The sequence below is a fragment of the Vibrio sp. Isolate33 genome (assembly GCF_022397895.1).
GTDB classification, from domain to species: Bacteria; Pseudomonadota; Gammaproteobacteria; order Enterobacterales; family Vibrionaceae; genus Vibrio; species Vibrio pomeroyi.
In genome coordinates this window covers 375,010-389,999 of the sequence record NZ_JAKEUP010000003.1, presented here as the reverse complement: position 1 = coordinate 389,999, position 14,990 = coordinate 375,010, and the positions used below count along the sequence as shown (strand labels likewise).

General features: G+C 44.6%; 14 protein-coding genes. 13 read left to right on the top strand and 1 reads right to left on the bottom strand.

Features of this window, described 5'->3' with window-relative positions:
* Positions 1–79: 79 nt before the first annotated feature.
* The 9 genes from choW to L1D37_RS08375 all read left to right on the top strand — a co-directional run bounded on the left by choW (position 80) and on the right by L1D37_RS08375 (position 10,324).
* Positions 80–922 carry a choline ABC transporter permease subunit gene (gene choW, locus L1D37_RS08415; RefSeq protein ID WP_004736863.1) on the top strand — a complete coding sequence of 281 codons (843 nt, stop codon included), beginning with the start codon at positions 80–82 and terminating at the stop codon, positions 920–922.
* 2 nt (positions 923–924) lie between these two features.
* Entirely contained in the window at positions 925–2,139 is a 1,215-nt protein-coding gene (gene choV / locus L1D37_RS08410) for a choline ABC transporter ATP-binding protein (RefSeq protein WP_239847568.1), read from the top strand.
* A 361-nt stretch (positions 2,140–2,500) separates the two neighbouring features.
* Positions 2,501–2,983 (top strand): MarR family transcriptional regulator, encoded by a 483-nt coding sequence (locus L1D37_RS08405; protein WP_017632044.1) that lies wholly within the window; start codon positions 2,501–2,503, stop codon positions 2,981–2,983.
* 288 nt (positions 2,984–3,271) lie between these two features.
* The gene (locus L1D37_RS08400; RefSeq protein WP_239847567.1) at positions 3,272–4,687 is read left to right on the top strand and encodes a coniferyl aldehyde dehydrogenase; all 1,416 of its coding nucleotides are present in this window, start codon (positions 3,272–3,274) and stop codon (positions 4,685–4,687) included.
* A gap of 56 nt (positions 4,688–4,743) precedes the next feature.
* Entirely contained in the window at positions 4,744–5,187 is a 444-nt protein-coding gene (locus L1D37_RS08395; RefSeq protein ID WP_048664473.1) for a hypothetical protein, read from the top strand.
* A 178-nt stretch (positions 5,188–5,365) separates the two neighbouring features.
* Positions 5,366–6,571, top strand: a complete 1,206-nt coding sequence (locus tag L1D37_RS08390; RefSeq protein ID WP_239847566.1) for an iron-containing alcohol dehydrogenase — start codon at positions 5,366–5,368, stop codon at positions 6,569–6,571.
* A 160-nt stretch (positions 6,572–6,731) separates the two neighbouring features.
* Positions 6,732–7,148, top strand: a complete 417-nt coding sequence (locus L1D37_RS08385; RefSeq protein ID WP_239847565.1) for a tetratricopeptide repeat protein — start codon at positions 6,732–6,734, stop codon at positions 7,146–7,148.
* A 63-nt stretch (positions 7,149–7,211) separates the two neighbouring features.
* Positions 7,212–8,957, top strand: coding sequence for an arylsulfatase (locus tag L1D37_RS08380; protein WP_239847564.1), 1,746 nt, complete (start codon positions 7,212–7,214; stop codon positions 8,955–8,957).
* Positions 8,958–9,076: 119 nt separating this feature from the next.
* Positions 9,077–10,324, top strand: a complete 1,248-nt coding sequence (locus tag L1D37_RS08375; protein ID WP_239847563.1) for an anaerobic sulfatase maturase — start codon at positions 9,077–9,079, stop codon at positions 10,322–10,324.
* A gap of 125 nt (positions 10,325–10,449) precedes the next feature.
* Here the strand turns inward: L1D37_RS08375 and L1D37_RS08370 are convergent, their stop codons facing one another.
* Complete coding sequence (locus L1D37_RS08370; RefSeq protein WP_239847562.1) at positions 10,450–11,028, bottom strand: TetR/AcrR family transcriptional regulator; 579 nt, start codon at positions 11,026–11,028, stop codon at positions 10,450–10,452.
* Positions 11,029–11,348: 320 nt separating this feature from the next.
* On the opposite strand from L1D37_RS08370, the gene L1D37_RS08365 reads away from it, so the two are divergent.
* The 4 genes from L1D37_RS08365 to L1D37_RS08350 all read left to right on the top strand — a co-directional run bounded on the left by L1D37_RS08365 (position 11,349) and on the right by L1D37_RS08350 (position 14,975).
* Positions 11,349–12,005 carry a QnrS family quinolone resistance pentapeptide repeat protein gene (locus L1D37_RS08365; protein ID WP_210456961.1) on the top strand — a complete coding sequence of 219 codons (657 nt, stop codon included), beginning with the start codon at positions 11,349–11,351 and terminating at the stop codon, positions 12,003–12,005.
* 119 nt (positions 12,006–12,124) lie between these two features.
* Positions 12,125–12,556, top strand: coding sequence for a GNAT family N-acetyltransferase (locus L1D37_RS08360; RefSeq protein WP_050632689.1), 432 nt, complete (start codon positions 12,125–12,127; stop codon positions 12,554–12,556).
* A 539-nt stretch (positions 12,557–13,095) separates the two neighbouring features.
* Positions 13,096–13,539, top strand: coding sequence for a PTS sugar transporter subunit IIA (locus tag L1D37_RS08355; protein ID WP_017065190.1), 444 nt, complete (start codon positions 13,096–13,098; stop codon positions 13,537–13,539).
* A 29-nt stretch (positions 13,540–13,568) separates the two neighbouring features.
* Entirely contained in the window at positions 13,569–14,975 is a 1,407-nt protein-coding gene (locus L1D37_RS08350) for a PTS mannitol transporter subunit IICB (protein WP_345779431.1), read from the top strand.
* The last annotated feature ends 15 nt before the right edge of the window (positions 14,976–14,990 follow it).

Genomic DNA, 14,990 nt, shown 5'->3' with positions numbered 1-14,990 from the left:
AGCTACATAAATAATAAAGGTGGGCTGACCAATTTATCGATTGGTTTGAAGTAGCCCACCCATAATAAAAGGCAATATTGTGAATTTTATTACGGAAAACAAAATCCCTGTCGGACAATGGATGGAAGCTGGTGTTGACTGGTTAACAATCAACGCAGCAGGCTTTTTTGATGCTATTTCTATCTTTTTAGAAACCGTTATTCTGTTTTTAGTCGATGTATTTAAATGGATGCCGCCTGCGCTCCCTATCGTGATTACCGCTGCGATTGCTTGGTATTTACACCGTAAATTGTCGTTGGTGATCTTCGTTGTCGCGGCGCTTCTGACCATCCTCAACCTTGGCTATTGGCAAGAAATGCTGGAAACCTTTGTTCTCGTCTTTGCGGCGACAACGATTTCCGTATTAATTGGCGTGCCGGTTGGCATTATGGCGGCGCACCGCCCTTGGCTTTACACCTTATTGCGTCCAATCCTCGATTTAATGCAGACGGTACCAACGTTTGTATACCTTATCCCGACCTTGGTTCTATTCGGCTTAGGCATCGTTCCGGGCTTAATCTCGACCATTATTTTTGCTATCGCCGCGCCAATACGCTTGACCTACTTGGGCGTGACCAAAGTACCTGAAGAGTTGATTGAAGCAGGTAAAGCCTTTGGTGCTAGCCGCATGAAGTTGTTACTCAAAGTTGAATTACCTGCGGCTCTCCCAAGCATTATGGCAGGTGTCACTCAGTGCATCATGTTGTCGCTTTCGATGGTGGTTATCGCCGCTCTTGTCGGTGCTGACGGGCTTGGTAAGCCTGTTGTTCGTGCATTGAACACAGTAAACATCTCGCAAGGTTTTGAAGCCGGATTGGCGATTGTATTGGTCGCTATCATTCTTGATCGCTTGTGCAAAACACCCAATCAGAAGGAGGCTTAATCATGTCTAGCTCTCAGGAAAAAAAGACAATGGACGCGATTACCATTAAAAATCTTGATGTTGTTTTTGGTGATAAGTCGAAGCAAGCGCTTGAGCTACTCGACCAAGGTAAAACTCGTCAAGAGATCATTGATGAAACTGGCCAAGTTGTGGGCGTAGATAATGTGTCTCTGACGGTTGAAGAAGGCGAGATCTGCGTGCTGATGGGCTTATCGGGTTCGGGTAAATCTTCGTTGCTTCGTGCTGTGAACGGTTTGAATGAGATTAGCCGTGGTTCATTAGCAATCAAAGATGGCGATAAGCAGGTTGATTTGGGTGAACAGTGCGACGAAGCGACACTGCGTCATTTACGCACACACCGCGTTTCTATGGTGTTCCAAAAGTTCGCCTTAATGCCTTGGTTAACCGTGTTGGATAACGTGGCGTTTGGCCTTGAAATGCAAGGTGTCGCTAAAGATGTTCGCCGTGCTAAGGCGCGTGAACAGCTTGAAATGGTTGGCCTAGCCGAATGGGAAACGAAATTCCCACATGAGCTTTCTGGTGGTATGCAGCAACGTGTCGGTTTAGCGCGTGCCTTTGCCATGGACACTGACATTCTATTGATGGATGAGCCGTTCTCGGCGCTTGACCCATTGATTCGTGCTCAGCTTCAAGATGAACTGATTACACTGCAAAGCAAACTTAACAAAACGATTCTGTTCGTGAGTCACGACCTTGATGAAGCGTTGAAGATTGGTAACAACATCGCGATCATGGAGTCTGGCAAACTGATTCAACACGGTAAGCCGGAAGAGATCGTACTGACGCCGAAAACGGAATATGTGAAGGACTTTGTTGCTCACACCAATCCGTTGAATGTGCTTAAAGGTCGCTCTTTGATGCAGCCTCTTGATTCACTGACGCAAGAGAATGAAAGCTGGAAGATCTGCGATTCTAAAGATCTCTGGATTGAGCAGAGTGAAGGTGCTTTATCGGTAAAAGGTGAGCCGACGTTGGCGCTTGTTGAGTGGAGTGAGTCTGACGACTTAACGGCGATCAGCGCATCGAGTGTCGTAGTGGCAAGCCCTGAAATTGGTATGCGTGATGCGATTAAGCTTAAGCAGATCAGTAACCATCCTATTTTGCTGGTTGAAGACAATCAATTGGTTGGGATCTTGGATAACAGCGAGTTCTACAATGCGCTGATAGGTAATTTTCAACTAAACAGTGCTGCTTAATCTTTTGAACTAAAATAGTCAGATGTCGAAACATTAAATAGGTAGTGAGGTCATCACAATCTCTCTACCTATTTGACTGCTCTGCTTTTTTATTTGTTAACGACTTCTGGCTTTTTGTTACCTTGTTAGCCGATATAAGAGCGAAAATCGTGACTCATTGAGCAAAAGTGTTGTCCTGCGCAAATTCAGAGGCATAGAAAAGATTGAGAATAGTATGAACATCAGTACAATGCGGAAAAATTAATGACGTAATTTATCAATTTACAGTGTAATTCGAGCGGTCCTGACTCCGATTTCATGAGAGCTCTTCGCTTCGACGCTGTAAAATCACTCACAGTATATTAGTACAAAGGTCTGCATCTTGGACAAACATGACGAAATCCTGGTCGCTATTCGACAAATTATTCGCGCTATCGATTTACACTCGAAGAAGCTGAGTAAAGAGTATGGTTTGACTGGCCCTCAATTAATTCTAATGAGAGCAATCCAAGAAATGGGTAATGTGACGATCAAAGAATTGTCGAATCACACCAATGTAAGCCAAGCCACAACCACGACGATCATCGATCGCCTAGAGTTGAATGGTTACGTACAACGTATCCGTAGTGTTGCTGACCGTCGTAAAGTGCATGCGAACTTGACGGAAAAAGGCCAAGAGCTGCTAAACAATGCGCCACCGCCGCTGCAAGATAACTTCGTTAAAAAATTCCAAAACCTAGAACCGTGGGAGCAAAGCCTACTGCTTTCTTCGATGCAACGTGTGTCGTCAATGATGAATGCAGAAGACATCGACGCAGCTCCAGTTCTGCAGCTTGAAGGCATTGCCAACGTTGCTAAAAGCTAGTTGGTTATCTTAATTAATTGTTTAAAAACAATGTATTAAGATAATATTTAATGGTCGCTTTGAGCGGCCATTTTTGATCTTGCTGTCCCTATTCCTTCGTCTATATAAATCCAACCCACCTTCTAGTTATCCCTCTCTATTTTAAATTCTTAAGCTTTCTCATTTCTAATGTGTCCAATATCTACTCGCTTGTTTCACAAAATCATTGACGATTCTCTGACAAAATAACACTAGACCGACCGGTTTGTTGTGTATTATTGTGTGCCTCTCTTAACCACGAGGTGATGTATGAAACATGAATTGACGGCTACACCAATGACAGCGACGTTGAAGAGTATGCAGGAAGCTTTTGCAGATGATCCGATGCCCACTGTGCCGGTGAGAATAGAACAGTTGCTTGCGCTGAAATCTGCTCTTATCGATTACACAGACCGTTTGTGTGTCGCGGTAAGTGAGGACTATGGTCACCGTAGCCGACAAGATACTTTGATGGCCGACATACTTCCTTGTTTAGGCAATATCGATCACACCATCGAGTGTTTACCGCATTGGTCGACATCTTCTATTCGCCACTCAGGGCCTTTGCTTTCAACTTCTCGCGTTGAAGTGGTTTATCAGCCTAAAGGCGTAGTGGGGATCATTGCCCCGTGGAACTTCCCTATCATGCTGTCGGTTGGTCCACTCATTTTAGCCTTGGCCGCAGGCAATCGCGCCATGATCAAGATGAGTGAATTTACGCCAGCAACCAATCAAGTTTTAAGACAGTTATTGGATGAAGTTTTCAATGCCGATGAGGTGTGTTTGGTTGAAGGTGAGGTTGACATTGCTGCTGCGTTTTCCGCGTTGCCGTTTGATCATCTTCTGTTTACGGGTTCAACCCAAGTGGGTCGTCAAGTAATGAAATCAGCGGCTGACACGCTAACTCCCGTTACTCTTGAACTAGGTGGCAAGTCGCCAGTTATCGTGGCAGAAGACATGCCGATCGATATTGCGGTCGAGCGAATCATTTACGGCAAGAGTCTCAATAACGGCCAAGTATGCGTCGCGCCTGACTACGTATTGCTGCCTGAAGATAAGCTCGAAGGTTTTATTAAGGAATATAAAAAACAGTACCAACTGCTGTTTGATGAAGGGGTCTATTCCGAGAATTTGACGTCCCTAATTAACCCTCGCCAATGCGACCGCATCGTGGGTTTGTTGAATGAAGAACAACAAGCAGGAACGCGAACCGTGGCCTGCCATGACGACGCGATGGATTTAGATTGCCAACGACTGGTGACGCATCTGATTGTAGAGCCAAGCCTGTCATCCAAGGTGATGAACGAAGAGATTTTCGGCCCGCTATTACCGTTGATTACGTATCGCAATATTGAAGACGCGTTCCAAATCATCAATAGCAAACCAAGGCCTTTGGCGCTGTATCTGATGAGTTTTGATTTGAGTTTACAGTCTCAGGTTAAGCACCAAGTTCATTCCGGTGGAATGTGTATCAATGACTGTGTTTTCCATTTAGCCGTTGATGACGCGCCATTTGGTGGTATAGGCGAGTCAGGTCAGGGCAATTATCACGGCAAAGAAGGATTTATCACCTTCTCTCACGCTAAAACCGTCTTGGAAACAGGCTTAGATCACCGCGTTAAGCATCTGTTTGCAAAAGAAGACAACGAATTAAAAACAGCAGTGATGAGCATGCTTGGTAAGTAAATCATTTCTGTCATTACGTTATTCATTATTAAGAAGTTATTTTTAGAGGTTATTTTATGTTGGAACGCTTTTTTGAACGAACCATGAAATCGTATTTGATGATTACTGGATTCTTAACCGCCACTGCTTTTTCCACCTTCTTGGCGCCGGATTGGAGTATGCAGACTCTGTTTTCTTACAACGATACGATGATGGAAAATAAAGAGTATCTGTTGGGTACCTATCAGCACTGGGGTGTGATGGTTGGCTGTATTGGTGTGTTGCTGATGTTCTCGGCCAAGTACAAATCGTTGCGCACTTCGACCATGATTTACAGCGCATTTGAGAAGTCGATGTTTGTTGGCATCTTCTTATACAACGTCTGCATTAATGACTATGAGTGGTTTTATGGTTGGAGTGGTGTGTTTGCGCTTGATGCGTTTGTGACCGTCTACTCTTTGGTTTATCTCTACTACTATCTCAATCGAGACAAAACAAAGGTACCCGCTCACTTGCGTTAACCTCTGTCGTTCAACTCGTTGAATCTAATATTCCTAAGCCCGCATTTGCGGGCTTTTTTTCGTTTTCGGCAAATGATCCTCAATGATCTTAATTGACATATCTTTGACATTAACACTCTAGACCGACCGGTTTGTATTGGTTATTGTTTAGTCATCAAACATAAACGAGGTAAACACTATGACTACCAATAACTTTAACTTTCAACTGAAAACCATTGTTCATGCTCAAGAGAACGGCATCGAAAATATCCCTTCTCTGTTTGCTCGCTTAGGCGCAAAAAGGGTCGTGCTTTTTTCTGACAAAGGTTTGGAGTCTTTAGGCTTTGTTGAGCAATTCTCAGCGTTGTTTGCAACCCAGATGGTGAATCCAGAAGCAAATCAACAAACGACTCAGCTCGTTGGTGTGTACACAGATATTGCGCCAGACGCGACTTGCGACAACATCAACGCAGCGATTGAGTTTGCTAACAACTTAAATGCAGACGCTATTTTGTCAGTTGGTGGGGGCAGTGTGATTGATGCTTCTAAGGGGGTGAAATACGCACTTCATAAGCAGATTGATGATATCCGTACCGTGATTGCTGGCGGTGGCTTTATGGAAGTGTGGCCAAATAACGAAGACATTCGAGTGCCTCATATTGCCGTACCAACAACGGCTGGCACTGGCGCTGAAGCTTCTCCGATTGCGGTGTTTTACAACGAGCATGAAAACATTAAGGCAAGCTTAGTGGCGTCTGGTTTAGAGGCAGACATTGCGATTCTTGATCCGACCGTCACCACCAAGCTGCCTGCTCACCTGACTCGCTCGACCGCGATGGATGCATTAACGCACGCCGTTGAGGCCATTGTTTCTCCAATGAGCAATGCCTTTACCGACGCTTATGGCATTCAGGCTGCAAAATTGATTGTTGAAAACTTACCCGTGGCACTTGAGGAGCCTGAAAACCTAACGGCGCGTGGCAATCTTCTTCAGGCAAGCACGATGGCTATTTCTGCGTTTTATTCATCGCTAGGTGGCATCCCTATCCATAACTGTGCCCATGCCTTTGGTGCGATTAGCCATATCCCGCACGGCGATGCCAACACGGTATTGATGCCGGTTGTGATTGAAGCCCTGCCGGAATTCTATATGCCGAATGCAATTAAATTGGCTCAAGCATTCTCGCTAGAGAGCACTGGAACGGACGAGATGATTTACCAACGAGTGTTGGATTTCTTACACAACTTCCAAACCCAAGTTGGTGCGATGAAGCGTTTCAGTAGCTGGGAATTTGATGATCAAGAGAAGCGCAATATTGCTCAAGCGATTGAGAAAGATATCTGCTTCCAGTTCTACCCAATCTCAAAAAAAACGATTGAACAGATTATAGAAAAATCAATTTAGTCGTCTGATTAAGCATCCAAAAACTCACTGTAAATCGAGGACTAATTATGAAGATTGAAAACGTATTGCTATCGAGCTTGTGCATCATCGCGCCATTCCTACTTTTCACCTAATTCAAGCGACAGGGACGTTGTGACCTTTATTCCTGAGGAGGAAATAAATGTTCAATAAACGTTTAACTACCGCGATTCTGACTGGTGTTTTGGCGGTTCTGTTTTTTGCCAAGGCAAGTGTTGGAAGCGAGAGCTCCACGGCTTTGTCTGAACAGCACCGAGATGTCGTTCAGGTGTTGGATGAAGCCTATGAAGGACACTCTGAAGCACAACTTGCTCTCGCTTATCGGTATTTGAGCGGTGATGGTGTTGAGCAGAATGACGAGAAAGCGGCGGAGTGGTTTGAAACCGCAGCCAGTGCCGGTAGCCCTGAAGCTCAAACACAGCTTGGCCTAATGTACTTCTCCGGAAGTGGCGTTCAGGTTAGCCAAGCGGAAGCTGTCACTTGGATCGGTTTGGCAGCCGCTCAAGATTATGACCCTGCGCTCGACTTATTACATTGGATGTCCCAAGCCGCGCACTAACTCAGATTAGTCACAGAAAAAGTTAATCATAGAAAAATTATTCACAGCTATTGGAGACGTCTTATGCAGACATTCAAGAAATCCCTACTATTCACCGCGATGGCAGCCGCAAGTAGCGCCGCCCTCGCCGCCGAATCAGAAAAACCGAACATCGTTGTTATTGTCGGTGATGATGTTGGCTTTGCTGATACCCAGCCTTATGGTTCAGAAGTCGAAACACCTAACTTGATGGCACTTGCTGAAGAGGGGGTTAAATTCACCAACTTTCATGCATCACCGACCTCATCAGTCACTCGCTCAATGATGTTAACTGGCGCGAACAGCCACGAGGTTGGGCTAGGTACCTTTGATTATGCTGTCTATCCGGGCGCGATTGGTAAGCCGGGCTATGAAGGTTACCTGACCAAGAAGGGCGTAACCGTGGCTACGCTGCTCAAAGAAAATGGCTATAACACGTATTTATCGGGTAAATGGCATTTAGGTCATGATGATGGGTTCCTGCCTGATGACCGAGGTTTTTCGGAGAGTTACGGTATTTTAGCGGGTGGTTCGAATCACTTTAACCGCGACATGATGTTCCCAGCCAAAAACGCGGCTACCGCTGAAGCGCTTCAAAAAGGCGACATTCCCGGCGTTGAAGTTGAGCCGACCTACAGAAACGGTGAAGTGGTTGAGGATAAATACAAAGGCGAGTACTCAGACCAAGTTTACACCAACGAACTCATCAAGATGATCGATGGTAAGAAAGACGACGGTAAGCCTTTCTTCGCTTATCTTCCTTTCACTGCGATACACCTTCCGCTGCAAGCGCCAGAATCGGCGTATCAAGACAAGGTCGACTACTACGTCAAGCATGGTTGGGATTCGATTCGTGAAGACCGCTTTGAACGCATGAAGGAGATGGGCGTCATTCCTAAAGATGCCGATATCTCAAGTCGTAATGCATTAAGTCGTCCTTGGGACTCTTTGTCTGAGAAAGAACAAGAGTGGTATGGCAAGAAGATGGCGGTGGCAATGGGCATGATGGAGATGCAAGACCAACAAGTCGGTCAGGTTGTCGATTACCTAAAAGAGATTGGGGAATACGACAATACTTACATCATGTATCTGGCAGACAACGGCCCTGAAGCTGCGGACATTACCGGTGAAAACATAAGTGATTTGATTCGTACATGGACGGCGCATCACTTTGATAACTCGACGGAAAACCTAGGGAAAGGCAACTCTAGCGTTTCATTAGGTCCTGAATGGGCAAGCGCTTCAACCGGTGGTCTGTCTTGGTATAAAGCGTACACGGCAGAAGGGGGTATTCGAGTGCCCTTCATTGTTAAGCCTGCGAAAGCGCTCTTAGAGGGCGAGCAAGCGCTACAACCCGGCACCCAAACCGATGACTTGTCACAAGTAAAAGACATCGCAGCCACCATTCTTGAAATTGCGGATGTAGAACATCCAGGAACAGAGTATCAAGGTCGAGAAGTAGCACCGATGAGTGGCGTGAGCTTGTTGCCTTACTTTAAAGGTGAAACGGCGGAGGTACACAATGCTGATAATGCGATTCCATTTGAGTTGTTTGGTAGCGGCATTTTGCTCAAAGGGGATTACAAGATCATCCGAATCTCTACGGGCATGGGCGGTGACAGTGAATGGCATCTGTACAACACCAAACAGGATCCGGCTGAGCAGCATGACTTAAGAAACCAAATGCCAGACTTGTTCCTAGAGATGGTTGCTGAGTATCAAGAGTACGAAAAAGCGCAAAACATTGTGCCAGTTGATGAAGCGTGGAACCCGTTTGAGAACGTGAAATAGAGGAAACAAACCACTCGGCCAACCTAGTGCTATCAAGCTTGGTTGGCTGATGAACACCGTGTAAAGGAATTACGAATTGTTTTAGCTAATACAATAACTTTTACATCGAGGAATTCTTCATGACGACCTTATCACTATCAAACCTGAGTTCGGTTCCGCAATTTAATGGCAAGGCGCACAGCAAGCTTCAAGCGTTGGCAAAACCTATTGGTGCGGTGTGTAACATCAGTTGTTCTTACTGTTATTACTTAGAGAAACAGCAGTTGCTTGAATACCCAAAAGGATCTCAATATGTGATGGATGAAGCGCTGCTAGAGCTCTATATCAAGCAGTACATTGAGGGGCAGAATACGCCGGAGATTATCTTTTCTTGGCATGGTGGAGAGCCAACTCTGCTCGGCATTGAGTACTTTGAAAGGGTGGTGGCATTACAGAAAAAATACTGCCCTAGCCACAGCAAGGTCAGCAACGACCTTCAAACCAATGGCACCTTGTTGAATGATGATTGGTGTGAGTTCTTCAAGAACAATGACTTTATCATTGGTGTAAGCATTGATGGCCCCGAGCATCTACATAATCAATACCGAACCAACCGTGCAGGTAAAGGAACATTTTCTCAAACCATTCGCGGAATCGGTTATTTAAAAAAACATAACGTTGAGTTTGCGACCTTAACCTGTGTGAATGATGTGACGGGCAAATACCCGTTAGAGGTTTATCGTTTTCTGCGTGACGAAGTGGGTTCAAAGCAGCTGCAGTTCATCCCAGTGGTGGATAAGCGCGAGGCTCACACCAACAATCAATGGTTGAGCAACCAACAGGCGATCATTCCGGTCTCTGGCGAAGTGGAGTCGTGGAGTGTCGGATCAGCGCAATGGGGAGAGTTTCTCTCGACGGTTTTTGATGAGTGGTTCGAACACGATTTTGGCCGAGTGCTTGTGCCTTACTTTGAAAATTTCGTCGGTGTGTGGATGGGAAGAGACAGTTCCATGTGCACCTTGAGTGAGATCTGCGGAAAGGGGTTAGCGGTTGAACCTAATGGTGATGTGTATTCATGCGATCACTACGTCTTTCCTGAGTTTCAGTTGGGCAATATTCATGAGAAGCCGCTATCGACGCTAGCATTTTCACCCGCTCAGCAAACCTTTGGATTCGCGAAGCAAAAGTCGTTGCCAAAGCAGTGCCAAACCTGTGAGTTTAAATTTGCTTGTCATGGTGAGTGCCCCAAGAACCGAATTATCAACAGTCGTGATGGCGAAGCCGGACTAAATTACTTGTGTGAAGGGTGGCTCAAGTTCTTTCAGCATATCGACCCGGTGCTCAATGCTTTGCTAAAAGCCAATAACATAGTGCCGCGGATGGGATAAGCAAATCGATTGCGTGATAAGTAAAAGCCTAGTTAGAAAAAGAATAAGTCCAGGTAGAAAACGAACAAGCCTGAAAAGAAAAAGGCTCGCCATATAAAGCGAGCCTCTTAGCGTGTAGGAACGGGTTAATCTTTTGAACTCATCGCTAGCAATGTCTCTTTCATGGCATTGTTCAGAATCGAACGGTTGCGCTGCATCGCTGCCATTAACGTAGAGCCTAGCCATAAGCCATAAAGCGTGCGAGATAGCGTTTCAGGTTCTGCGATATTGAAATCACCCGCTTCATTGCCTTCTTCGAATAGCTTAGCCATACGTAGGATTATCTTTTCTGCACCTTCTGCCATGGTTGATTGTAACGGATTAGCAGATCCAGACACTTCACCTGCTAGCTTGACCACAAGGCATTGAATATTGAAGTCTTCAGTCAGTTTCGATGCACACCAGAATTCGAAGTACGTTTTAACGCGGTCACGACGAGACAGAGTTTCATCACAGAGAAAGTCATCAAGCTTAACTAGGTGATCATCAAAGTAGTTGGCTAGAAGGATCTCGCCAAAGTGCTCTTTGGATTTGAAGTAATGGTAAAAAGAACCTTTGGTCCCTTCGGCTTGGTTGATGATTTTCATCAGACCAACGCCAGCAAATCCGTGTTCATTAATAAGGCTAAACCCTGCATCGAGCATAGCTTGTCGCATGTCTTTCATTGGTCTTACTCTTTATGCCGAGAATGATGATTAGTGTAGCGAGATGCATACCAACCGTCCAGTCTAGAGCGTTAGGGTTTAGTCTATAATTGCCTCGTTTCGTCAAAATAGCTTTATCTTCTATTTAGCCTTCTAAGCAACAAAACTTTTTTCAAAATAAGCGCGTTCTAATAACAGGAAATAGCCTGCTTAAACTGCCCGTTTGGGGCCTTAAAATGGCTAAATCGGGGTGTTTTAAGTTGCTGTTTTTTTTGGTTTTTAATTTGGTGTTTTCTGAAGATCACAATGGTAGTCTTAGCTTAATTTCTTTAGGGGGCTAAATGGACACCAATAACAGCACTTATCATCAACACAGTTTTGCTCATCAAGATCTGTCTGAAATGACATTTACCGCATGCACTTTTATCCGATGCGACTTCAGGCGTTCAAACTTACGCGATGCAACGTTTATCAATTGTAAGTTCATCGAGCAAGGTGATATCGAGGGTTGCCACTTCGATGTTGCAGATTTGCGTGATGCAAGTTTTCAGAACTGTCAGCTCGCCATGGCCAATTTCAGTAACGCCAATTGCTACGGTATTGAGTTACGCGAATGTGATTTGAAAGGCGCCAACTTTACGCGAACAAACTTTGCTAATCAGGTGAGCAATCGCATGTATTTTTGCTCGGCGTATATTACGGGTTGTAACCTGTCTTACGCCAACTTTGAACAGGCCTGCTTAGAGAAGTGTGAGCTGTTTGAGAACCGTTGGATAGGCACTTACCTTGCGGGCGCATCACTGAAAGAGTCTGATCTCAGCCGTGGTGTGTTCTCGGAAGATGTATGGGGACAATTCAGCATGCAAGGCGCAAACTTGTGCCATGCTGAATTAGACGGTTTAGATCCTCGTAAGGTCGATACATCTGGAATTAAAATTGTGGCTTGGCAGCAAGAGCAACTGCTTGAAAGTATGGGTATTGTTGTGATGCCAGATTAATCGAGTGGGTGGAGCTAGGACAGCGAATAGTGAACAGTGTTGTTTTGTATGACTAATGCTTGTTACACTATAGCCTCGCGGCTGCACATGTTTATATTCAGTTCAATCCAGAGAAAATTATGACTATAGAAAATGTGCTTCCTGAAGATTACGCAGAAATGCTTAAGGTTTGGGAAAATTCAGTCCGAGCAACTCATGACTTTATTACAGAAGAAGATATTGAGTTTTTTAAACCTATCATCATGGAACATGCGTTCCCTGCGGTTTCTTTGAAATGCGTTAAAAATGAAAGTGGTTCGATTGTTGGCTTCGTGGGTGTCCATGATGCAAAAGTCGAGATGCTTTTTGTTTTGAATGAAGTTCGAGGGCAAGGAGTAGGTACGGTGTTGTTGCAACATGCGATTGAGCAGCTAGCAGCCACCAAAGTTGACGTCAATGAGCAAAACCCACAAGCGGTAGGTTTCTATCAGCACATGGGGTTCAAAATTGAATCACGATCTCCACTTGATGACATGGGAAAACCATTTCCAATTCTGCATATGACGCTGTAAGCCTCGGTTGTCGTATCACCCGGTTGTAATCAACCACAGTCGCTAGAAGAAAAGCCCAAAGCTAATAACTTTGGGCTTTTCCGTATCTGAACCAATGATAACCAAACTATCCAGTATGAGGCAGACCTGAATTGGTGCGTGAACGAGGTGTTACTCACTTACAAGTGAGTGGTGTTTGTATTTCATACGGGATCTTGGTCACTGATTTAAACGCATCAAACCATTCAAACGCTCAAATTAAATGTAATCATTATCACACTTAACGCTTGGTCAATATGCATTAATAGATATTCGTCACGTTTATGATATTTAGCTTTAATTCTTAATTTGATTACTCTATCAAATTTACAGTATTGACTTGTTGTTAATAATAAATTTGTAATTAAATTTCATGGTAAATATGAGAGGCAGAGAATAACTAATCGTTTGACAGTGAAATTTAAGTGATAGAAGTCTCATTTTGTTGCCATTTCTCTATTCCTCAACTTCCATTGATAATAATCCCAACAACAACGAACAAAGAATAACTGGGATATATTATGCTTTATGACCTTATTGACCACGACTTAATTGATGTTATTAACCACTCTGAATATAAGTGGGAAGATGCTGTTAAGGAAACGACTCGTTACCTGCAAGACAAGGGGTACGTTACCGATAACTACGCAGACGCGATCATTCAGTCAACGCATGATAATGGACCTTATTACGTTCTTTGTCCAGGTATTGCTATGCCTCATGCCCGCCCGGAAGCGGGAGTATTAAAGACTGGATTGGGTATTCATGTCTTTTCTAATCCTGTGGATTTCGGATCAGATATGGGACCTGCCAATGTCTTATTAACATTAGCTGCAAAGGATTCAGATACACACATCGAGGTTATTCAAGCGCTTAGCGAAATGCTGGTCGATGAAGAAAACATTGCCAAACTGGCAGCCTCTTCTTCAAAAGCTGAAGTGCTTGAAATTATTAAAAGTTACTAATAATAACCTTTGAAAATAAGGAATATAACGTGTCTACAAATATAAGAGCCAAAGTGCAAGCTTTTGGTGGTCACTTGACTGCCATGGTATTGCCAAATATCGGAGCCTTCATTGCTTGGGGCTTTATTACTGCATTATTTATCCCAACAGGTTGGATGCCGAATGAGTATTTCGGTGAACTTGTTGGCCCTATGATTACCTATTTATTACCGTTACTTATTGGTTATACCGGTGGTCAAATTGTTGGTGACAAGCGTGGTGCTGTGGCTGGTGCCATCGGTACTATGGGTGTTATTGCCGGCGCTGAGATACCAATGTTTGTTGGTGCAATGATCATGGGGCCATTAAGTGGCTGGGTGATTGTGCAAATCGATAAGCGCCTACAAGACAAGATTCCTTCCGGCTTTGAGATGGTAGTAAACAACTTCTCGCTAGGTATCTTCGGCATGCTGATGTGTCTGTTTGCCTATGCGATTGTTGGCCCTGCTGTGACTGCAGCGAATCTGTTCGTTAAATCTGGCATCGAAGCGTTGGTTGCGACTGGCTTCCTACCTTTGCTTGCGATTATTAACGAGCCAGCAAAAGTTCTCTTCCTGAATAACGCAATCGACCAAGGTATTTATTACCCATTAGGCCTGCAAGCAGCAGCTGAAACCGGAAAATCTATTTTCTTCATGGTGGCGTCTAACCCTGGTCCTGGCCTAGGTATGCTTCTGGCTTACGCTAAGTTTGGTCAAGGTCTAAGTAAGAAATCAGCACCAAGTGCAATCATTATCCACTTCTTCGGTGGTATCCATGAGCTGTACTTCCCATACGTGCTAATGAAGCCAATCATGATTCTCGCGATGATTGCAGGTGCAGCGACAGGTATCGCAACGTTCAACCTACTTGATGGTGGTCTGGTTGCAGGTCCAAGCCCTGGCTCTATCTTCTCTTACTTAGCACTAACACCAAAAGGCAGCTTCTTCGCAACCATCGCAGGTGTCGCGACAGCAACGATTGTTTCTTTCTTAGTAGCAAGTGCAATTCTGAAAGTGAGTAAGAAAGAAGAGTCTGAAGAAGAGTTTGAGCAATCAATTACAGACATGAAAGATATGAAAGCAGAAGGCGTGGTAGCAAAAGCACCGGCTCAAGCATCGGAAAAAGCAGAAGCGAAAGACATCAAATTTGTTGCCTTTGCATGTGATGCAGGCATGGGGTCAAGTGCAATGGGGGCATCTACCTTCAAGCGTAAACTTGAAAAAGCCGGCTTTAACATCGAAGTGAAGAACTTCGCAATCGAGAAAGTACCAAGTAATGCCGATGTGGTGGTCACCCATGAGAGCTTAGAGAGTCGAGCAATTAAAGCAACGGGTCTACCTGTGGTGACTATCAAGAACTTCCTACATGACCCAGCATTAGACAACCTAATGGACACTATTGGTCAGCAAGCGTAATTAATATTCTGGGGT